General features: G+C 54.4%; 18 protein-coding genes. 9 read left to right on the top strand and 9 right to left on the bottom strand.

All coding sequences use genetic code 11. The features are described 5' to 3' along the window. The 7 genes from CX650_RS04090 to CX650_RS04060 all read left to right on the top strand — a co-directional run bounded on the left by CX650_RS04090 (window position 1) and on the right by CX650_RS04060 (window position 5,560). Entirely contained in the window at window positions 1–1,350 is a 1,350-nt protein-coding gene (locus tag CX650_RS04090) for an ATP-binding cassette domain-containing protein (RefSeq protein WP_025009166.1), read from the top strand. Next, window positions 1,340–2,023, top strand: a complete 684-nt coding sequence (locus CX650_RS04085) for an energy-coupling factor transporter transmembrane component T (protein ID WP_093981781.1) — start codon at window positions 1,340–1,342, stop codon at window positions 2,021–2,023. The genes CX650_RS04090 and CX650_RS04085 overlap by 11 nt, the downstream gene beginning before the upstream one ends. Continuing rightward, window positions 2,010–2,564 (top strand): hypothetical protein, encoded by a 555-nt coding sequence (locus tag CX650_RS04080; RefSeq protein WP_037436264.1) that lies wholly within the window; start codon window positions 2,010–2,012, stop codon window positions 2,562–2,564. The genes CX650_RS04085 and CX650_RS04080 overlap by 14 nt, the downstream gene beginning before the upstream one ends. Before the next feature lie 13 nt (window positions 2,565–2,577). After that, on the top strand, window positions 2,578–3,309 hold the full coding sequence (locus CX650_RS04075; RefSeq protein WP_039034600.1) for a DNA-binding protein: 732 nt from the start codon (window positions 2,578–2,580) through the stop codon (window positions 3,307–3,309). Beyond that, window positions 3,310–3,525, top strand: coding sequence for a hypothetical protein (locus CX650_RS04070; protein ID WP_039034601.1), 216 nt, complete (start codon window positions 3,310–3,312; stop codon window positions 3,523–3,525). 160 nt (window positions 3,526–3,685) lie between these two features. Beyond that, the gene (locus CX650_RS04065; protein ID WP_101095086.1) at window positions 3,686–4,867 is read left to right on the top strand and encodes a cyclic di-GMP phosphodiesterase; all 1,182 of its coding nucleotides are present in this window, start codon (window positions 3,686–3,688) and stop codon (window positions 4,865–4,867) included. A 75-nt stretch (window positions 4,868–4,942) separates the two neighbouring features. Then, the gene (locus CX650_RS04060) at window positions 4,943–5,560 is read left to right on the top strand and encodes a paraquat-inducible protein A (RefSeq protein WP_101095085.1); all 618 of its coding nucleotides are present in this window, start codon (window positions 4,943–4,945) and stop codon (window positions 5,558–5,560) included. Here the strand turns inward: CX650_RS04060 and CX650_RS04055 are convergent. Genes CX650_RS04055 through CX650_RS04040 form a run of 4 tightly spaced genes read right to left on the bottom strand, consistent with a single transcriptional unit; the run spans window position 5,551 to window position 11,105 of the window. Next, a complete protein-coding gene (locus CX650_RS04055; protein WP_025009174.1) occupies window positions 5,551–5,856 on the bottom strand; it encodes a DUF3240 family protein in 306 nt (101 codons plus the stop codon). The genes CX650_RS04060 and CX650_RS04055 overlap by 10 nt on opposite strands. After that, window positions 5,853–8,906, bottom strand: a complete 3,054-nt coding sequence (locus CX650_RS04050; protein ID WP_101095084.1) for an efflux RND transporter permease subunit — start codon at window positions 8,904–8,906, stop codon at window positions 5,853–5,855. The genes CX650_RS04055 and CX650_RS04050 overlap by 4 nt, the downstream gene beginning before the upstream one ends. 1 nt (window position 8,907) lies before the next feature. Then, window positions 8,908–9,930 carry an efflux RND transporter periplasmic adaptor subunit gene (locus tag CX650_RS04045; protein ID WP_101095083.1) on the bottom strand — a complete coding sequence of 341 codons (1,023 nt, stop codon included), beginning with the start codon at window positions 9,928–9,930 and terminating at the stop codon, window positions 8,908–8,910. Then, on the bottom strand, window positions 9,927–11,105 hold the full coding sequence (locus tag CX650_RS04040; protein WP_157822988.1) for a TolC family protein: 1,179 nt from the start codon (window positions 11,103–11,105) through the stop codon (window positions 9,927–9,929). The genes CX650_RS04045 and CX650_RS04040 overlap by 4 nt, the downstream gene beginning before the upstream one ends. 150 nt (window positions 11,106–11,255) lie before the next feature. Between CX650_RS04040 and CX650_RS04035 the strand changes: the two genes are divergently transcribed. After that, window positions 11,256–11,780 (top strand): helix-turn-helix transcriptional regulator, encoded by a 525-nt coding sequence (locus CX650_RS04035; RefSeq protein ID WP_039034606.1) that lies wholly within the window; start codon window positions 11,256–11,258, stop codon window positions 11,778–11,780. Between the two features lie 394 nt (window positions 11,781–12,174). On the opposite strand, the gene CX650_RS04025 is transcribed toward CX650_RS04035, so the two are convergent. Together CX650_RS04025 and CX650_RS04020 are read right to left on the bottom strand one after the other, a co-directional pair. Next, on the bottom strand, window positions 12,175–13,098 hold the full coding sequence (locus tag CX650_RS04025; RefSeq protein WP_101095080.1) for a YeiH family protein: 924 nt from the start codon (window positions 13,096–13,098) through the stop codon (window positions 12,175–12,177). A gap of 203 nt (window positions 13,099–13,301) precedes the next feature. Further along, the gene (locus CX650_RS04020; RefSeq protein ID WP_071476330.1) at window positions 13,302–13,856 is read right to left on the bottom strand and encodes an aldolase/citrate lyase/malate synthase family protein; all 555 of its coding nucleotides are present in this window, start codon (window positions 13,854–13,856) and stop codon (window positions 13,302–13,304) included. Window positions 13,857–14,002: 146 nt separating this feature from the next. On the opposite strand from CX650_RS04020, the gene CX650_RS04015 reads away from it, so the two are divergent. Continuing rightward, entirely contained in the window at window positions 14,003–15,541 is a 1,539-nt protein-coding gene (locus tag CX650_RS04015) for a DUF3612 domain-containing protein (RefSeq protein ID WP_101095079.1), read from the top strand. A 102-nt stretch (window positions 15,542–15,643) separates the two neighbouring features. Here the strand turns inward: CX650_RS04015 and CX650_RS04010 are convergent, their stop codons facing one another. The 3 genes from CX650_RS04010 to CX650_RS04000 form a co-directional block, all read right to left on the bottom strand. Continuing rightward, entirely contained in the window at window positions 15,644–15,961 is a 318-nt protein-coding gene (locus tag CX650_RS04010; protein WP_101095078.1) for a hypothetical protein, read from the bottom strand. A gap of 151 nt (window positions 15,962–16,112) precedes the next feature. Next, the gene (locus tag CX650_RS04005; protein ID WP_039034609.1) at window positions 16,113–18,023 is read right to left on the bottom strand and encodes a methyl-accepting chemotaxis protein; all 1,911 of its coding nucleotides are present in this window, start codon (window positions 18,021–18,023) and stop codon (window positions 16,113–16,115) included. 274 nt (window positions 18,024–18,297) lie between these two features. Beyond that, window positions 18,298–19,947 (bottom strand): electron transfer flavoprotein-ubiquinone oxidoreductase, encoded by a 1,650-nt coding sequence (locus tag CX650_RS04000; RefSeq protein WP_071476346.1) that lies wholly within the window; start codon window positions 19,945–19,947, stop codon window positions 18,298–18,300. Window positions 19,948–19,971: the final 24 nt, after the last annotated feature.

Raw genomic sequence — 19,971 nt, 5'->3', positions numbered from 1 at the left:
ATGCGCTTACTCGAACTCGAAGGGATCAATTTCAATCATGGCTGTTTGCAGCCCTTGATATTGAGGGATCTGGATCTAAAAATAGAATCCGGCTCCTGCCACTGCATCAGTGGTCCCACGGGTTCGGGTAAATCCAGTCTGCTGGCTTTGCTTGCCGGGCTGCAACGGCGTCCCTGTGAAGGCGGCATTTTCCGCCGTCAGGGGTTGTTGGTGGGCCTGGTGATGCAAGATCCCCAGGTGCAGATACTGCGCCAGACCGTCGGGGCCGAAGTGGCCTTTGCCTTGGAAAACCTCGGTGTGCCCAGCGGCCAGATGATCTCCAGAGTGCAGCATGCATTGCGCCGGGTGGGGCTGTTTGTCTCGCTGGAAACTCAAGTCAGCAAGCTGTCTCTCGGACAGAAATATCGCCTGATGATCGCTGCCCAGTTGGTGAGTGAGCCTGCGGTACTGCTGTTGGATGAACCTTGGGCGCAGTTGGATGACGCCGGTGTCGATGAACTGCTGGCAGTAATCCGTAACCTGCTGGCGGAAGGTATGGCTGTGGTACTGGTGGAGCATAATCCCCAGGCTTTTTCCTCAGTTGTTGAACACTTCTGGTACCTGGACCAAGGGCGCCTGTTACCCGGCAGTTACCGGGTCGAATCCGCCAGCCATTTGAAACGCCTGGAGCCGGACCGAAGTCGGGAACTGGTCAGTGCCACTTCATTTGAATTTCGTTATCAGGGGCATTCGCCCCTGTTTGTGTGTCAGCAGGGCCTGTCTTTGGGCGCCGGTGAGCTGGTTACTCTGGTGGGTAACAACGGCTCGGGCAAGAGCAGCCTGCTGAAGGCGATAGCCGGTATTCAACCCGCGGTGGCGTCGATGCCACTGCGGGTCTTTGGCCGTAAGCCCAAGCCTGGTGCCTATGGCCCCATGCTAGGCCTGTTGATGCAGCGCCCCAACCGTCAGTTGTTTGAAGCCACAGTCATAGAGGAGATGCAGTTCAGCCTGCGCCGCTTCGACCTGCCGCTGTCCCGGGCCGAGAGCCTGCTTGAGCAGCTCGACTTGCTGCATCTTGCCCAAAGCTCGCCCCATACGCTTTCCTATGGGCAGCAGCACTTGATTGCCCTGGCCTCTATCGCTTGTTTAACCCCCAGCTTGATGCTGTTGGACGACCCCTTGGCGGGGTTGGATGGCAAACATCTGGGGCAGCTTTGGCAGATACTCAACTATCTGCGGGAACAGGGCGGCAGCATAGTGATTGCCAGCCACAGACCCCTGCCGGGGTTACCTTGTAGTCAGCTGTGGCAGTTGCAACAAGGCCAACTGGAAATCGAGTTTGCCCCAGAGGAGGTTGCCTGTGTGGGTTAAAGGACGGCGCCACGGCCGTGCTTCTCCCAAGGGGCTGGATTTAGGTTTGTGGGGCAGTGCCACGGCCTTGTTCTTGGTAGTGACTCTGTCATCGGCAGCCTTTCTCTTGCCTCAGGCGCAGCTTCCCTGGCTGGCGGCCATTAATCTGATCTTGGTGGTTCATGGCATGCTGCAGCGCGGTGCCATAGGCGGGGTAATCCGTTTTGTTCTGCTGCAACTCGGTTTTACTTTGGGGCTGTATGCACTGATGCATGGCGGCGAGCAGCTGGGACAAGGTACCTTGGCGGTGGCCCGTATCACCCTGGCGCTGCTGCCGGGATGGTGGCTATCGGTTACCGTGCGCCCGGAGCGGATCGGTGAGGTGTTATGCCTGGTCATGCCGGCTAAATGGGCCTTCGTGGTGGCCGCTTCTATAGGTCTGCTGCCCTTTATGACCCAGGAGATCGCCGAGATCTACCAACTGCAGCGGCTGCGTGGTGCCCGAATTGCGCCCAAGCAACTGCTCAACCCCCGCAACTGGCCTGAACTGGCCTACTGTGTGTTATTCCCCCTCTTGATCCAACTGCTTAAATTGGCCAAACAGATGGCGCTTGCCGCCAAGAGTCGCCACTTTGGCCACACTTCCAAGCCGACCCATTGGCAGGACAACCGGAGCGAACATGGCAACAAATAAAATCAAAGGATTTCAATTGCAGGATGCGCTCTTCATCGGCTTTTGTGCCACCTTATTGGTGGCAGTCAAGAGTATGCTCAGGCTGAAACTCGGCTTGTCGGGACATTCTATGTTGCTGATGAGCTTTTTCTATCTCACCTGTTACGGCATTGTCGGACGCATGGGCGCCATGACAGCTTGCGGCGCCTTGGCCGGAGTGGTTGCCATGACCTTGGGCGTGGGCAAAGGCGGCCCGCTTATTCTGCTCAAATTTGTGGTTCCGGCTGTGTCGATGGACCTGGCGCTTCTGCTGCTGGCCAATGCTTTCAACTTGCGCTGGCGTTTCATCGCCCTGGCATTGGTGGGCTGTATCGCCTGGGCCGCTAAAGGGCTGGTAGAGGATTTGCTGGTGGGCATGAGTGAACAGGTGGCCTTGGTGCGCTTTGGTCTCAAGTGTTTACAAGGTGGAGCCTTTGCCATAGTCGGGGCCCTGTTGGTGCCTCCCGTTTTGAGACGCCTCAAGGCTCACGATCTCCTCCACAAAGATACCCAGACAGATTGATTAAGGTTTATTGATGAAAGATTGGCTGATTTGTATAGACGATACCGATGATATTGGCACCAAAGGCACCGGCGAGATAGCTGCCGAGATAGCTGAATTGTTGACCCAGCAAGGCGGGCAAACCTCCCTGGTGACCCGGCATCAGCTCTATGTGCATCCGGATATTCCTTACACTTCCCACAATAGTGCCATGTGCTTTGGTTATCGCGGTGAGCTTACCTTAGAGGCGATCCGTGAGTTGGCTATAGCTCATTTGCTCAGGGAGTCTGCCAGCGCGGCCGACCCTGGGTTGGCGCTCTTGTCTCTGGCCGATTTCAGCGGTCAGGACGTGCTGATGGCTTTTGGCCGTGAGGCCAAGCAAGAGGTCAAGACCAAGGAACAAGCCTACGGCTTGGCTAAACACTTGGGTATCAGTCTCAGCGAGCACGGCGGCACAGGGCAGGGCGTTATCGGCGCTCTGGCGGGCCTTGGGCTCAGGCTTACAGGTAATGATGGCCGGGTGAAAGGCCAACTGAAATTGGGTCAGACAGATGAAGCCGCGCCTTTTGGCGTTGCCGACATACTAAAGCGCTCTGAGCTGGATGGCGTATTGACTACCACAGGTGAATGGTTGCAGGAAACCGACTCTGTCTGGCTTAGCGGCAAGGTTAAAGCCGTGTGGGCCGAACACAAGTTTGCCCTCCTGGTCAGCAAACGTGGCGCCGAGTGGCACAATGCCGGTAAACAGGAACTGAAGGAGTTCTGAATGCAGCAATGGTTTGAACTCAAGCAGGGTAAACGTTTGTTTCTCGGTGGCAACAGCAATCTGCAGGCTGCCCGCGAGGTAGCCATCCAATGTGCTTGTTTTGCCGAAGACGACGAAGACGAGCAGATAGACGATATAACCCGCTCCTGTTACAACTGTCAGTATCGCCGTTGGTTGAGTGAAGGTTTTCAGTGTCTTGGCCCTATACCTGAGTGAGATTGGCATCATAAAGGCAAACTTTACCCCCTTAGGTGCATAGGCATTTCCGGATTTGGCTTCTAGAATACGGCAAAGCCGAGTGACATTTTTTGGAGAGTCGTTAACCCCTGACAAACGTTGTTCGGATGAGGACAGAAGCATTTGCCGGAGTGAAAGAATGACTGATGCGGTTCCGACAGCAGCCCTGTTGAAGTTGCCCGTTACCCGATTGGGGATAGGCATGTATGTGTCGGCCATTGAGAACAATGGCCGGTTAGCTGTCGCCAATGCCGGCCAGATCAGGAGCCGTCAGGCGATCACTCAACTCAGCAACAGCGGCATCCGTTTTGTCTGGGTTGATGTTGAGCGTTCCAGCGACAACTGCGGCCTGAAAAAACAGCGCCCCGTTTGCGATAACCATACTCGTAAAACCTCGGTTAATCCTGAATTGGCAAGAGGTCAGGCCAAACAGCTACTGACAGAAGCCAAGGGCTTGGTGCGTAAAGTCCTCAGTGAAACCTTCGAAGGCAAGGCGATAGAAGTCGAGCCGTTTGCGGCATTGGCAGACAATATGATCGAGTCGGTGATGCTCGACTCTGATGCGATGAAGTGCATATCGGCGCTGAGAACCAAAGATGCCTACTTACTGGAACATTCGGTCAATGTTGCCTTCCTGCTGATCACCTTTGGTAAATATCTCAAGCTGGATCGCGAGATGCTCAGGCAGCTGGCCATCGGCGGTATTCTCCACGATATCGGCAAGATCAAGGTGGATAACAAGATACTGCACAAGCCGGGCAAGCTGACGCCGGAAGAGTTTGAGCACATGAAGCTGCACCAAGTCTACGCCATCGAGATTATGGAACAGGCCAAGGGCTTGTCTCAAGTGAGCAAGGATGTGTGCCTGATGCACCACGAAAAACTCGATGGTCGTGGTTACCCACAGGGCCTGACTGGAGATGCATTGCCGCTGCATGGGCGTATGAGCTGTATCGTGGATATCTATGATGCCCTTACCGCCACCCGCTGCTATAAAGAGGCGATGAGCCCGGCAGCTGCCTTTAAAATTCTGCTCAGTCTGACGCCCTTTCATCTGGATGAGAGCCTGGTGTATGAGTTTATTCGTTGTATCGGTGTCTACCCGGTCGGTTCATTGGTGCAACTGTCCGATGGCCGAGTGGGCATAGTCTGGGAATCCAAAGACAGGGATGTGTTGCACCCCATAGTCAAATGCTTCTATTCATTGAAGTTTAAGCGATATACCGATGTGACCATGGTGGATCTGCAAAAGTCGGATCTCAACATAGACAGAGGTGTATCGCCCAGCTCTTTGGATGTCGACCCCAAGCCCTTCTATTGATCTGGCGGTAAACTGGGTAAACTGATGGGCCCGCCGAGTGGTGGGCCTTTTTGTTGAGTTTGTGGAGTGACCCCGATGCGCCGAATTTTACCTATCATGACCCTATTATTGTCGCTGGCCTTGCTGATCCCCGGGGTGACTCAACCTATTTTGACTGTCAGCGGCACGGTAGAAAAGGCCGAGCTGACCGAAGCCGGGTTGGACATGATTGCCGAAGCCGTCAGTGATGGTTCCGGGCGCGACAGTGCCAGGGGAATGCTGGCGATGATTAGCGGTATGTTGGGGCTTAACAACCTTCAAGGTGAAATGGAGGTGTTCAACAAGACCCGCAGTATCTGGGGCACAGTGACCGAGCTGCATCAACACGGCAATAACCTGGTGGCGGCGCTGGTGATGCTGTTTTCCGTGATAGTGCCGGCCTGCAAGCTGGGGCTGATGCTGCTGGCTCAGGCGCCGCTGTCCAGTAAGGTGCGGCAGATCATCGACAGTATTACCGCGGCCATCGCCAAATGGTCCATGGCCGACGTATTTGTGGTGGCACTTATTATCACTTATATGGCCGGCAACGCCTCGGCCGGCATGGGCGATTTGGTTCACACCCACGCCAGCCTGGAGTCGGGCTTTTGGTTCTTCCTCGGTTATTGCCTGTTGGCTATTGCCGGCCAGTATTGGCTTAAACCCCGTCAGTCCTGACCCAGCACGCCGTCTGTCGCTATCGGTACTATCCAATAGCGGCAGGGGTTGTGGCGGCAGACCTCCGCCAGGGTTTGCAGCAGCGCCTGCTGTGACTCTTGCGGATGCATCACCTCGAACTTGTAGAATTCCCGATAACCTTCCACCTGTTCCTTGAGATTGAAGTGGCTGTGCTCGCGGCTGAAGCCACAGATATTGATCAGGCTGAAGCCGGAGAGGTAGTCCAGCGACATCAGGGTGTCGACCACATCGTCTTTTAGATTGTGCTGCACTATCAGCACCAAGAGTTGTTTCATTGGCGTTTCTCCAGGGTTTGATACAGCAGCGGCAACAAATAGAGGGTGGTGATAGTGGAGGTGATCAGCCCGCCTATGACCACGATTGCCAGCGGCCTTTGAATTTCGGCGCCGGGCCCGGTGGCAAAGGCCAGCGGGATCAGGCCGAACATGGCGGTGGTGGCCGTCATCAGAATCGGCCGCAGTCGGCGGGCGGCACCTTGTTCGACCCGTTCACTGAGGCTGGCAAACAGATGCCGCGACTGTTCATAGTAACTGACCATCACCACGCCGTTGAGCACGGCTACCCCCAGCAGGGCGATAAAGCCCACTGAGGCCGGCACCGACAGGTATTCGCCCGAGATAAACAGGCTGAAGATACCGCCCATCATGGCAAAGGGGACGTTGGCCAGGATTAGCAAGGCTTTGGAAATATTGCCGAAGGTGGTGAACAGGATCAGGTTGATCAGCATCAGCGCCACGGGCACCACCAACAGCAGGTTACGGGTCGCCCGTTGCTGGTTCTCGAATTCGCCGCCGAAATTCAGGCTGTAACCGCTGGGCAGAGATAGCTCAGCGGCCAGCTTGCCCTGTAGTTCTTCGACAAAGCCGACGATATCGCGGCCGCTGACATTGGTGGTGACCACGGCAAAGCGGTTGCCTTGCTCGCGTTCAATCAGTATTGGCCCTTCGCGATAGCTTATTTGCGCCAGTTCACCAAGGGGCCTGAGGCTGGCATCCGGCATCACCAATAGCCTTTGCTCCAGTTGCGGCAGGCTGTTGATGCCATCTGCTGCCTGGGCGATCAGCACGGGAGTTCGCTTCTTGCCCTGGATTATCTCAGTTATGGCCAGGCCTTCCAGTTGGCTCTTGAGATATCGACCAAATTCATCGGCACTCATGTTGTAACTGCGGGCCAAACCCTCCTTGAGACGGAGGTTGATAAAGGGGCTGCCTTCGGTCATGGCGGTTTTGACATCCTGGCTGCCGCGAGTGGCGCTGGTCAGGTGTGCTGTCTCGCTGGCCAATCTTGAAAGCGTCTCAAGATCTTCACCGAAAATTTTAATCGCCACATCGCCTATGCTGCCGGTAAGCATCTCGGAGACCCGCATCTGGATAGGTTGGGTGAAGTTGAAATTGATCCCCGGAAACTTGAGCACTTCGGTGCGTATGGCATCAATAAGCTCCTCCTTGCTGGCAAAGCGCCACTCCTCCACGGGTTTAAGTTCCATGAAAACATCGGTTTCATTCAGTCCCATGGGATCCAGACCCAGCTCATCGGCGCCGGTGCGGGCGACCAACTGGCGTATCTCGGGTACAGTGGTCAGCAGGTGCTGCTCTATCTGAGTATCCAGTGCCAGCGAGGCCTGCAGCGAAATCGACGGGGACTTCTCCAACTGCAGAATAATGTCACCCTCATCCAGGGTCGGCATAAAGGTTTTACCCACCTGAGTAAACAGCCCCAGGCTCAGTACCAGTGCCACCAGTGCCGTGGCGCAAAAAGCCTTACCGTGCAGTAACACCCACTGCAGACTGAGCAGGTAGCGCGCCTTGAGCCAGCCAATGGCCTTGGGTTCGTTGGCCGCTTTTTCATTGACCAGATAGGAGGCCAGCACGGGGATCACCGTCAGCGACAGTGCCAGTGCCGACAGCATGGCAAACACTATGGTGATAGCCACTGGGGTGAACAGCTTGCCTTCGAGGCCGCTGAGGGTCAGTAGCGGTGAGAAGACTATGATCACTATCAGGGTGCCGGACACCACAGGCACGGCCACATCTTTGGTGGCGCGGTAGATGAGGTGCAGCCTGGGCAGGCGTTTGCCGCCGGCAATTTGGTTGACCATGTTCTCCACCACCACCACGGAGGAGTCCACTAACATGCCGATGGCGATCACCAGGCCGCCGAGACTCATCAGGTTGGCCGACAGATTGAAGTAACGCATCAGCATAAAGGTGGCCAGCGCCGCCAGCGGCAGCGACAGTGATACCACCAATGCAGCGCGCAAATTGCCGAGAAACAGCGCTAGCAGCAGAATAACCAATACCACGGCCTGAAACAGGGCATCTGAAATGGTGCCTATGGCTGTATCTATCAGGTTGGCCCTGTCGTAGAACACATTCAGCTGGCTGCCGGGAGGCAGAGTTTTTTCTATCTGGGCCAGCTTTTCCCGTACCAGTTTGATGACCTGATCGGTATTGGCATCCTTGAGGCCGACGATCAAGGCCTCTGTGGTTTCTTCACCATTACGGGTCACGGCGCCGTAGCGGCTGAGATGACCTATTTCGACTTTTGCAAGGTCTTGCAGGCGATAGCTGCCGCCCTGATTGGTGGCAATCACCAGTTGTTGCAGGGCCTCCAGCGAGTCGATGCGCCCTTCGGTGCGAACCGTCAGGTTATCTGTCCCGAGCGTGATGCGTCCGGCACCCGTGTTGCTGTTGTTGCTCTCAATACGGGCTATCAACTCTTCCTGGCTGATACCGGCCTGAGCCAGAGCGACGGGATCCGGGGTGATCTGCAGTGTCTTGGCAAAACCGCCGAGAATGTTGACATCGGCGACTCCGGGCACGGTACGCAGCAGCGGCCTGACTTCCCATTCCAGCAACTGACGGCGCTCCAGTAGCGACAGCGAGGGATTCTCCAGCGAAAACATAAAGATTTCACTGAGCGGGGTGCTCATGGGGGCAACGCCGCCTTCCAGATCGGCGGGCAACTTGTCCCATACCGCCGCCAAGCGTTCACTCACCTGTTGTCTGGCCCAGTAAATATCTGTGCCTTCGTTGAAGTCCAGGGTGATATCGGTAATTGCATACTTGCTGGTGGAACGCAGTATCGCCTGCTTGGGGATCCCCAGTAGCTCAGTCTCAACAGGTACTGTCACCTGGGCTTCTATCTCTTCGGCTGTCATGCCGGGAGCCTTGAGGATGATTTTCACCTGGGTCGGCGAGATATCCGGGAAGGCGTCCAGCGGCAGCCCCAACCAGGAATAGGCGCCGGCACCACAGAGCAGCAGCGCTGTTATCAGGGTAAACAGCCTTTGAGTCAGGGAGAAACGGATAATGGCACTGAGCATGCTATTCGCCCCCCAAACCCAGGAGTATGCCTTTGACGGCCGCCACTGAGTCGCTCAGCACCTCGGCACCGACCAGAGTTTCATTGGGTGCCAGGAAGTAGCTGTCGGCGCTGGCACCTATAACCTGCACGTCGGTTGGTCGCAGTTTATTTTGGCTGTGACTCAGCACCTGGCTGCCAGTGCCCCAGGAATAGAGACTCTGCTTGGGCACCACCAGGGCATTGATGGCCTGCAGCGGAATAACCTGCAACTGCTGCCCGGGTTGCAGGCCGCAGCTTGGGGGAACGGCCTGGCTCCAGGCATCGACAAAGCCCTGTTTGGCCAACTGGTCCTTGCGGCTTATCAGCAGCTGGCACTCTCCGGCCATCACGGCATTGACACTGTCTTTCTGGGCCAGGGGTAAACGCAGCTTAAGCCTGAGTTCGTCGGCGGGTAGTATCCCCAGCAGTGGGGCGCCGCTCATCAGCGGTTCACTGCTATCGCCATATTGCAGCAGTCCGGCCATGGGCGCGTGCAATATCAGAGCCTCGGGATTGTTCCCCGGCTTAAGCAATTCACTGAAATGCTGCAGGTGTTCATATTGCAGCAAAGCGTCGAAATACTGGCGGCTTATCTGCGACCAGGTTTCGGCACCTATGGCGCCGTTGGCCCGCAGCTTTTGGTTGCGATCATAGCGTTGCTTGGCGAGCTTGAATGCCGCTTCGGCGGCGGCAAATTGCAGTTGAAAGTGGGCAATTTCGGCGCCCTTAAGTTGCACCAGTGCTTGACCTTCATCGACCCATTCTCCTTCGGCCACCAACCAGCGTCGCTGTTGGATGGTTTCCGGTGCCGTGAGATAGAAGCTGCTGCCGGGCTGAGCCGCCAATATTGCCGGTACAGGGGCGGCCTCTATCTGTTGTACTTGGTTCACTGAGGTGAAGCTGAGTGTCAGCTTGCCGAGGTCAGCAACCGAAATTTCCTGCGCCCACAGCGGGGAGAAGAACAGGGTCGACACCAGTGTGCCAACCAGGGTTTTAGGGGTCATAGGGTAACTCCGAGCGCTTGCAGTTGTTGGGAATGCAGCTGGGCTTGTGCCAGATGGTTGAGCGACAGCCTGGCTTGGGTATCCAGGGCCTCAAGGTGGCGCCGCAGCCAGGATTCATACTGGGCTGGGCCTTGTTCGGCCGTGGTCAGCAGGGTTTGGCTGAGCTGTTTGCTCAGCTGCACGGCTTGTTCCAGCCCTTGCTGCTGTTGTTGTAGTTGGGCTTGGCGCTGTTTGAGTTGTTGCAACTGCAGTTGGCTCTGCAGTAGCTGCTGTTGTTGCTGTTGCTCCAGTTGCAGTCTTTGTTGCTGCAACTCGCCAAGCTGTTGCTGGTTCAGGCCGTTGCCAACAGGCAAAGGGATCTCCAGTGCCAGACCCAGAGACTGTTCATCTTGTCCCAGAGTTGCAGTGTTTTTGGCCGTGACTGAAACCAACCAAGGAGTGTCATCTCCTTCGAGTTGGGTGTTTGTGGTGAGCTGTTGACGTTGCTGCTGCAGCGCCAGCAATTGCCACATGGGATGCCCGGCACCGGCATCATTCGGCAGTGGGGTGTCACTTTCATCCAGCGATGGCAGCTGTTGCAGCCCGGTCAGGCGCTTGAGTGCCTCATTGGCCTCTTGTCGCTGCTGCTCCAGTGGGAGCTTTGCGAGCGACAACTCCAGCAGTTCACGTTTTAATAGCAGTACCGCAGTTGCCGGCATTTCACCACTTCGGCTCAGGGCTTGTTGCCGCTGCAACAGTTGCTGCAGTACTTGTTGCTTGTGGCGCAGTTGCGCCAGTTCCTGCTCGGCTTGTGCCTGTTGCCACCAATACTGACGCAATAGTCCAGAGAGATAGAGGCGCTGCAATTGGCTCTGCAATTCCAGCATGCGTTCGTTAATGGGCTTGAGTTTGGCGTTCTGGCGCTGCATGGCCGGCGACTGAAAAGGCAGGTTGAGCGAGAGCTCCTGCTCATAGTTGTTGTGGCTTTCCAGGCTGCCAAGATGGCTCAAACTGATGCTTGGCAGCCCTGCCAGCCAGTCCGAGCTGTGATATATTGGAGCCAATTGTGCCGAAGAGGTGTGCAGCCTGTTTTGACTTAGGGACAAAAGGGCGTCTCTGTCTGTTTCCGGGGCCGCTCTCAGCTGAAACACCATTAACAGCAGGCTACAGCCCAGGTAGAGGGGGCGGATTTTCATGGGAGTTTCTCTTGGGGAAATATCTGCCGCCAGCCTGGCACTGATTTGGCTTGTCGTCTTCGGCAACATGTATCATATTTGGGCTTATGGGACATATGTACCATAATTTAACTGTATGTTTTTGAAGATTATTAGTCGGGAGTTGTGCCAATGAAGGATCTGGTGATGATAGGGCTGCTCAGTGTGATCATGACGCTGAATTTGCTGGATGTGTTGTCAGATATGCAGCTCGGAGTGCCGACTTATCATATAGTGCAGGAGAGCATTCTGGTGGCTCTTTCTGCCTGTGGTGCCTTGTATATCAGTTTTGATCTGATCCGCCGTAGCCGCGAGATGCAGCTACTCAAGTCAAAGTTGGCCAATGCCGACGCCAGGATCTGCAACATCTCCAGCCGAATGCAAGCCGCCCGCCAGGAATACACTCAGGCGGTACAGCAACAATTTGAACTCTGGTCGCTGACCCGCAGTGAGCAGGAAGTGGCTTTATTACTGTTGAAAGGCTTGAGTTTCAAGGAGATTGCCAGTGTTCGCAGTACCAAGGAGAAGACGGTGCGACAGCAGGCCTCGGCAATTTACGCCAAGGCGGATGTCGATGGCCGCCATACCTTCTGTGCCTGGTTTATGGAAGATTTTATTCAGCCCGTTGCTAGCACCGATGCTTCACAGGCGGCCTAAGACACAATTGGCATCTGTCGTTTTGAAAGCGGTTTTATCCGCGTTTATTGAAGCCAATCCAGTGGCTGCTGAGCGAGTAGGATTAGGCATTTCCCCGGCAACTTTTCTTATTGCTACCAGACTATCGCTGTCACAGAGAGCAGGTCTTCTGCCATAAAAAGGTATAAAAAATTTTTTCTTAGTGCTTTGGGTTATTTATTATCGAGAATCGATATTGGCACCCAGGCTCCACAGACACCAATAATAGCGGCATTATTTAACTGTGGAGGTGGCGGTGAAGCCTGGCTATATCTTGCTGTTTCTCTTACTGGTGGTACTGGCATCGACCCAGACCCAAGGCTTGTTGCGGGCCCTGATTGAACTCAGCGCCTTCGCAGGCTTTTGTTACCTGTTTTCAACCCTGCCAGAGAATATAACCAAGAGACGAACTGCCGATAAACAGCCAGAGGATCACGCCGATAAGTAAGGGCTTACTACCACTTTGCTGTAGTTTCCTGAAGGTGATACCGCAGCCAATCAGGAACAAACACACCACCAGGGCACGCTTTGCCAGCGCAAATAGCTCCTGATAGATAAATTGGCCTTGCGGCAACAAACTGGTGATGGCGATAGCCAGGCAGTAAAACAGAATAAATCCGGGAATATTGAGTTTACCCTTGCCACCAAATAACAAGGCGCTGATAGCCGCCAGAGGCACTATCCACAAGGCACGTGCCAGTTTGATGGTGGTTGCTGTCTTAAGTGCTTCTTCACCATAGGCGGACGCGGCGCCCACCACGGAAGAGGTGTCATGAATGGCGATGGCGCTCCAAACCCCGAAGTCATGTTGACTTAATTGCAGCAGATGACCTATCACTGGAAAAATGAACAGCGCAACCGAGTTGAGTACAAAGACGCAGGCCAGTGCAATGGCGGTTTGTTCGTTGCGGGCATTGATAGCCGGTGCCACAGCTGCGATGGCGCTGCCACCACAGATGGCGGTGCCACTGGCAATCAAGTGACCGACTCGCCTATCCAACCCCAAAACCCGAGTCAACGCCGTGCCCGCCAGCAGGGTCAGCAATATTGATCCCAGGATTAACGGCAAATTGCCTACAGAGGCGTCGATCGCCTGTTGCAGCGGAATGCCAAAACCCAGGCCGACAATGGAGATGGCCAGCAGTTTTTTGGTCAGTTTCCCCAGATCCCAGTCCGATGGCAACCAGCCGAGATTAGCCAGCACAAATCCCACCAAGAGTGCCAGAGGTGAGGAGATGGCGGGGTGTAGGCAGGCGAGGGCAAGCAGGCAAAACAGCCACTTTTTCTGCAGTTGGCTCATGGATAAGAGATAGTAAAATTCCGGGAGCGTTAGTATAAGTGAGGCAAAATGCTAGGAAAACTAAAATTAACTTAATATCCAGCGTAAGTTTTGCTGAATCTCTGACTAAAACAACAGGACCAGGGAAGCCAGTTCCCCGATCCTGAGTCGATGTTATTTCTGGCACAAGTTTCGGGCCAAGTGCCTATGACGCTCTGTTGCGATTAGACCCGTGAAGACAACTGATATTCATGGCCATCTTTAGTGGTAAAGCGCTTGCAGCACTTATTGCTGCGTGGCTGACCGCCATCATTGTGCAACAGGCTAATCCACTCACGTTTGAGTCTGTTGTCCTGACAGCGGCCATCGATAAGACAGCGTTCCAGCTGAATGTCTTCAATGGCGGCGCAGTCGCGGCTGCCGACACAGCCTTGGCGGTCGAAACTTAGCTCCAGGTGACAGTCGCGATCATCCTTGAGCAATATGGCTTCTGGTTCGCTGCGGTGGCCGCTTAGGGCAACAAACTGTTGTGGCTGTTTGAGGCCACACTGGCTGCCATCGGCAAAGCAGGCCAAGAGATGCTGATAGTAGACTACATAGCAAACCACCTCGGCATGTGAGCCGTTTGCCAGTGGGAACAGCCGGTCAAGCAGTTGCTTGGCATTGGCCATCTTGTCGGCGATATGGCGTTCACCGAGTGCTTCCACGGCAAAGACGGCTTCGGCGATGAAAGGGTTGTGCTCTTGATTGATTTTTTGCTGCATAGTGGAGATGTTCATCGTCTCGCCCTCGTGTTTTGCTTTCCTTGACCAGGTGGCACCTTTGCCTCATGGCCGGACAATTCCGGTGAATTGCTTAATTTGTAGGCTAGCGGTTTTTTGATTACAATTTCACAATAAAAATTTTACAGTGTGAATTTTACAAAATGCGCCAAGACCAAAGCCTGATCCGTAAGTCACATTTTCTGGGAACTAAAATAAGAAACCTCAGAAAACGCAATCACTTAACTATGGAAGATTTGTCGGCACGCTGTGTCAGGGTCGATCCTGAGTCGGCGCCGTCTGTGTCATACTTGTCGATGATCGAAAGGGGCAAGCGTGTTCCCAGTGCAGGTATGCTGGCGGTCATAGCTGCAGTTTTTCAAAAAGAGGTGAGTTGGTTTCTGGACGATGCGCCGGAGGAGCAAGCTATCACCCCGGACAAGGGGCGACGCGGTGGTGTCAGTGGTATGCCGCTGGAGCCCGGCTTCCTGTTTTCCAATGATATTCTGCAGATAGCCATTCCCGAGATGCTGTCACAAACGGGGATCAGCGGCCGCCAGTTTGCCCACCTATTGATCCGCGCCCATCAGGAACATCATCAAAACCATTTCCCCGATCTGGAACGGGCCGCCGAAGAGGTGGGTAAGAAGCGTCTGCCCTTGTCGGTAGAAGAGATGCTGGATCTCGCCGCGGCGCAGGGACTGAAGATCCAATGGTTCGCCCGGCCGGCAAAACAGCTGACGGATGCCCAGGGGATATGTACCGGAGAGTTGGTGACCTCTTACATGGAGCCGCCGGGAACGCTATTTCTCAACGAGATCCTCAAGTCTCAACCAACCAGGCTCAAGTACGATTTGGCGGTGCATATAGGTCACTGTGTGCTGCATAACCGCGATGGGCTGAGCAATGTGTTGACCGTGGGCCGCAGTGGTTTCAGTGAAACCGATCCCCAGATCCAGAGTTCGTCTCTTAATGCCCAGGATATACTCCAGGCCTGGCGTGGCTTTGAGGCCAGTTTCTTTGCCGGGGCCTTGCTCTGCCCCAAGGTGGCATTCAGACAACTGCTGGACAGATATGGCTACGAGATAGATGCTCACCGATTGGCGGGGGTTTCTCCCTCGGTAGCGATGCGGCGTATGACCGGGGTTTCACCTTATCCTCACTGGCACTATTTCGATGCCTATGCTCCGGGCAAGCTAAAAGCTGTGTATCGGGGCAACGGTATTCCGCTACCCTGGGGGAATATGCGGGCGGTGGCCGACCCTTGTCAGCACTGGGCGGTATTTCGAATGATCACCGAGCCCAAGGAGGGCAGTTCGGCGCAGATATCCATTCTGGATGTGGAGCAACAACCCAGGATCTATTGTTGTGAATCGGTCAAGGTCAAAGACTTGGCCGGCAATCACCATGTGCTTTGTGCCGGGATAGATCTCAATCCTGCCATAGAGGCCCAAGGGGAAGATGCCTTGTCATTGGCGCAAGATCTTAAACAGGCTTGTGTCGAGCAGGGCGGAGAAGGCGCCATTCCCAGAAAGATAAAACAGCAACTGCTGACGGTTGCGCGGATCCTCAATATCAATTGGGTCGAGCGTGGGATTGCCGGCGATGCCAGATTGATCTGCTCCAGAGGTGCGGTTTGCCCAAGACGCCCCACCTGTTATGGCGAGCAGCCTGAGGTGAGCTTTCCCTGGCCCAAACAATAACCTTGGAACACTAGCAGAACTTTGGGTTGATAAAACAGACCATAGATAACTTATATTCATCTATGGTCTGTTTTGAATGACGCAGTTACTAACGGGTTTAGCTCACTCGAATATAGCCATTACAAAGCCAATAGTGAGTAAAATGGCCATAATAAGCCTAAGGCTGCTCTGTTGTTTCTGATAGCGAATAATCACAGGATCCTGGCTGTTGGCCAGAGTGCCAGAATCCAGCGACTGTTTGACTCTTATCGCTATATTGGGTGAATCATTTTCATCTGTTTGAACCAGTTCAGGATACTGAACCCGTATATGTTTCAATAGCTGCTGCCAACGCCAAAGCTGCAAGACAAAGAAGAGTCCTGCCAGAATAAACATCAGCCAGGCGATATGTGACAGCGCCCATTCTATCTGTGGTTCCATGAATACTCTTTTATTAGCCGAAAGATAGTTGCGGCTATGTTATACCAATCAGCAGCAAGATTCAGGAGTTGCATGTGTACTCAAGGTTTTGCGGGAATGAGGTTCAGTATTCCCAACGGCAGTTGCAAGGCTGCCGTTGGGGAACCTGAGGCTAAACCTTGAAGCGGGCGACTAAGGTATCCAACCTGTAGGCCAGATTATTGAGCGCGTCACTGGCCGCGGCGGCAGCTTCGGCGGTCTGGGCTGTGCGCTGGGTTATCTCATTGATCTCACTGACGTTACGATTAATATCTTCCACTACAGTGGATTGCTCCTCTGTGGCTGCCGCCACTTGGATATTCATATCGCTTATCTGGGCAATTTGCCCCGAGATACCGCTGAGCGCCTGGCTGGCTTCATCCACGGCCTGAACGCCTTCATGGGATCGATTGCGACTCAGCTCCATGGCACTGACGGCTCTGGCGGCTTCGGCCTGCAGCTTATCTATCATTACCTGCACCTCATCGGTTGAGGCGGCAGTGCGGGAAGCCAGGTTGCGAACTTCATCGGCCACAACTGCAAAACCACGGCCGGCTTCGCCGGCCCGAGCCGCCTCAATGGCGGCATTCAGTGCCAGCAGGTTGGTTTGCTCTGAGATGGCACGGATCACATCCAGAATGCTGCCTATCGACTTGGTATGGGTTGCCAGTGATTCGATCACCTCGCCGACCTGAGCCACATCCTGCGACAACTGGTTAATGGTATTGCGGGCACGGGTCACCACCTGTTGGCCGGTGGCCGATTCGCCGTCGGCATCTTTGGCTGTTACCGCCGCCTGGGCCGCATTGGCGGCAATTTCGTTAACGGTTGCCCCCATTTCGTTGATGGCGGTTACCACCATCATGGTGCGGTCTTTCTGATCCTGGCTGTCGCTCATGGTCTGTTTGGCTTGCGCCGAGACATCCTTGGCGGATAGCCCCAACTGTTCGCTGGTGGCGGCCACTTCGACCACAGAGTCCTGTATTTTGGAGATAAAGCTGTTGAAGCCCTTGGCCAGTTGGGCTATTTCATCCTCACCCTCTACCGGCAGACGTTGGCGCAAGTCGCCTTCGCCTTCGCCTATGTCGCGGAACATTTCTGCCACCTTGCTGATGGGACGGCTAACCGAGCCAGCCACTATCACCGCCAGGAAGATGAAGCCAGCGGCAATCAACACTGTCCATAATAAAATTTGATAGGCTGCCTCTTGCAACAGGGCAAAGATTTCCCCCTGAGGAACCTGGGCTACCAGATACCAATCCATTGATGGAATATAGCTACTGGCAACCAGCATGTCGGTACCATTAACTTTGGTTTCGAGCAGCTGGAAGTCGCTTTTATCAAGCAGCTTGCTAAGATTGCCTGGGTAGAGATCCTGCAGGCTGCGCTTGCCTGTCAGGCTCTTGTCCGGATGCAGTTGGATCTTGCCCTGATTGTCGGTGAGGAACACATAGCCGCTTTGCTCTATCTTGAAGGAGTTGAGCAGGCGCACCATATCGTCGAGTGACTTGGCCAGCCCCACCAGGCCGCGACCGTTGGGCTGTTGATAGTTAATGAAGAGTTTGACCTCGCCGTTGGCTTCGGTGAACACATTCAACATGCGTTCCTGGCGGCTGTCTCTGTAGTTGAAAAACCAGCTGTCCTGCTGTTGATTGAGGATCCGCAAAAAGCCGTCCTGGGTGTAATAGGCCGCTGTTTCCCGATCGGCATAGGAAGCTTGCGCCAAGTGATACTGGCGAGTCATGTCCTTGAGTTGTGAGATGACCAAAGGGAGTTCGGCTTCGGGGCGTCCCTGTTCCAACCAGTGCCTGAGCATTTGACTGTGGGCCAGTTGCTCGGCGCCATTCATCAGCGTGCTGATTTCCAGATCTAATTTATTGCGGATCTGTAGCATTAAGCTGGGCAGTTCGGAGTCGAGCATACGTTGTTCAACGACCTTACGGGCACTGCGTTGACTGAGAACACCGACTAAAATCGTCGACATCAGTACCGCCAGAGTCACTGTCAGTAGAATCTTTTGTTTGATGGTGAGTTTGAGTTTCATAGCGACCGCCTATCCATATCCTTATAGTGTGGACAACAGCATTAACTGATTTAACGTTAATTACACTTGAGCATAGTAATTAACGCATTGGCAGGGATTTCCCCGTAAGTCTTTGTAGAGTATAGGCAGGCCAGCTGTTTTATGGGGCTGGATCTTATTGTAGAACCGGGATTATGACCAAAAAGCCTTAATGTATCAATAGGTGCTAATATTGCTTTTGCGTAAATAAAAAACGCGTCTTAAAAGACGCGTTCTTATGGCTTACAGTCACTAATTACATATTGGGATAGTTAGGGCCACCACCCCCTTCGGGGGTCACCCAGGTGATGTTCTGGCTGGGGTCCTTGATGTCACAGGTCTTGCAGTGAATGCAGTTCTGGCTGTTGATCACAAACTTGGGTTGCCCCTCGTCTTCAACCACCTCATAGACACCCGCAGGGCAATAGCGCTGCGCCGGTTCATCGTATTTCACCAGGTTGACTGCAATAGGGACATTGGCATCTTTCAAGCGCAAATGGCAGGGTTGGTCTTCCTCGTGGAAGGTATTGGACAGATAAACTGAAGAGAGCTTGTCGAAGCTAAGCTTGCCGTCCGGCTTGGGGTAGTCAATCTTGCTGTAGGCGCTGGCTTCAGCCATCTGGGCATAGTCGGGATGCTCGTCTCTCAGGGTCACAGGGAACTTGCCGCCAAACCAGTTTTGATCGATGTAGTTAAAGGCGCCCCCCAGGAAGGTGCCGAACTTGTGCATGGCCGGGCCGAAGTTACGGGAACGGTAAAGCTCATCAAAGAGCCAGCTCTGTTCCAGCCGCTCCTGGAAGCAGTCGAGATCTTTTCCGCCTTCAACTCCGGCGATAAGGCCTTCTGCCAGGGTCTCGGCCGCCAGCATACCGCTCTTGATGGCGGTGTGAGTGCCCTTGATCTTGGCGAAGTTGAGTGTCCCGGCATCACAACCTATTACCAGACCACCTGGGAAGCTCATCTTGGGCAGAGAGTTTAGTCCCCCTTTGGTGATGGCGCGGGCACCATAGCTCAAACGCTCGCCGCCGCTTAAGGTCTTGGCGATGACAGGGTGGGTCTTGTAACGCTGAAATTCATCAAAGGGGCTCAGATGCGGGTTTTTGTAGTTGAGATCGATGATCAGCCCCACGGCAACCTGGTTGTCTTCCATATGGTAGAGGAAACCGCCGCCGCTGGCGCCTTCCTGTAGCGGCCAGCCGCCACTGTGAACCACTTTACCTTGTTGGTGTTGTTCGGCCGGGATCTTCCAAATCTCTTTGAAGCCTATGCCGTAATGTTGTGGTGTCTTGCCGTTATCCAGGTGGAATTTTTCTATCAGCTGCTTGCCCAGATGGCCACGGCAGCCTTCGGCAAACACAGTATATTTGGCGTGTAGCTCCATACCCGGCATATAGCTGTCTTTGGGCTGGCCATCGGCGCCTATGCCCATGTCGCCGATCAATATTCCCTTGACGCTGCCGTCTTCATTGAGCAGCAATTCGCTGGCAGCAAAACCGGGGAATATCTCCACTCCCAGGCCTTCGGCTTGCTCGGCCATCCAGCGGCAGAGATTACCGACGCTGATAATATAGTTGCCATGATTGTGCATGGTCTTGGGTACCAGGCTGTTGGGCAGATGTTTGCCATCTTCGGCCGACTTGAGCAGATAGATTTCATCTTCTGTAACCTGGGTATGCAGGGGGGCTCCCAGTTCTTTCCAGTCACCGAAGAGTTCTTCCAATACGCTGGGTTCAAAGACGGCACCGGAGAGAATATGCGCGCCGACTTCAGAGCCTTTTTCGACCACACAGACACTGATCTCTTTGCCGCTGTCTTTGGAGATCTGCATCAAACGGCAAGCCGTAGCCAGTCCGGCGGGGCCTGCACCAACGATAACAACATCGAATTCCATTGATTCGCGTTCCATCATGTCACCTCTATCCTTCAAAGT

It is taken from the genome of Shewanella indica, assembly GCF_002836975.1.
GTDB classification, from domain to species: Bacteria; Pseudomonadota; Gammaproteobacteria; order Enterobacterales; family Shewanellaceae; genus Shewanella; species Shewanella indica.
The sequence above is the reverse complement of the archived record's forward strand: the minus strand, read 5'-3'. Positions and strand labels throughout refer to the sequence as shown.

Excerpts from the sequence above, each read along its gene's own strand:
- CX650_RS04090 (WP_025009166.1), top strand. The coding sequence starts at position 1 with ATGCGCTTACTCGAACTCGAAGGGATCAATTTCAATCATGGCTGTTTG.
- CX650_RS04080 (WP_037436264.1), top strand. The coding sequence starts at position 2,010 with ATGGCAACAAATAAAATCAAAGGATTTCAATTGCAGGATGCGCTCTTC.
- CX650_RS04075 (WP_039034600.1), top strand. The coding sequence starts at position 2,578 with ATGAAAGATTGGCTGATTTGTATAGACGATACCGATGATATTGGCACC.
- CX650_RS04070 (WP_039034601.1), top strand. The coding sequence starts at position 3,310 with ATGCAGCAATGGTTTGAACTCAAGCAGGGTAAACGTTTGTTTCTCGGT.
- CX650_RS04065 (WP_101095086.1), top strand. The coding sequence starts at position 3,686 with ATGACTGATGCGGTTCCGACAGCAGCCCTGTTGAAGTTGCCCGTTACC.
- CX650_RS04060 (WP_101095085.1), top strand. The coding sequence starts at position 4,943 with ATGCGCCGAATTTTACCTATCATGACCCTATTATTGTCGCTGGCCTTG.
- CX650_RS04055 (WP_025009174.1), bottom strand. The coding sequence starts at position 5,856 with ATGAAACAACTCTTGGTGCTGATAGTGCAGCACAATCTAAAAGACGAT.
- CX650_RS04050 (WP_101095084.1), bottom strand. The coding sequence starts at position 8,906 with ATGCTCAGTGCCATTATCCGTTTCTCCCTGACTCAAAGGCTGTTTACC.
- CX650_RS04045 (WP_101095083.1), bottom strand. The coding sequence starts at position 9,930 with ATGACCCCTAAAACCCTGGTTGGCACACTGGTGTCGACCCTGTTCTTC.
- CX650_RS04040 (WP_157822988.1), bottom strand. The coding sequence starts at position 11,105 with ATGAAAATCCGCCCCCTCTACCTGGGCTGTAGCCTGCTGTTAATGGTG.
- CX650_RS04035 (WP_039034606.1), top strand. The coding sequence starts at position 11,256 with ATGAAGGATCTGGTGATGATAGGGCTGCTCAGTGTGATCATGACGCTG.
- CX650_RS04025 (WP_101095080.1), bottom strand. The coding sequence starts at position 13,098 with ATGAGCCAACTGCAGAAAAAGTGGCTGTTTTGCCTGCTTGCCCTCGCC.
- CX650_RS04020 (WP_071476330.1), bottom strand. The coding sequence starts at position 13,856 with ATGAACATCTCCACTATGCAGCAAAAAATCAATCAAGAGCACAACCCT.
- CX650_RS04015 (WP_101095079.1), top strand. The coding sequence starts at position 14,003 with ATGCGCCAAGACCAAAGCCTGATCCGTAAGTCACATTTTCTGGGAACT.
- CX650_RS04010 (WP_101095078.1), bottom strand. The coding sequence starts at position 15,961 with ATGGAACCACAGATAGAATGGGCGCTGTCACATATCGCCTGGCTGATG.
- CX650_RS04005 (WP_039034609.1), bottom strand. The coding sequence starts at position 18,023 with ATGAAACTCAAACTCACCATCAAACAAAAGATTCTACTGACAGTGACT.
- CX650_RS04000 (WP_071476346.1), bottom strand. The coding sequence starts at position 19,947 with ATGGAACGCGAATCAATGGAATTCGATGTTGTTATCGTTGGTGCAGGC.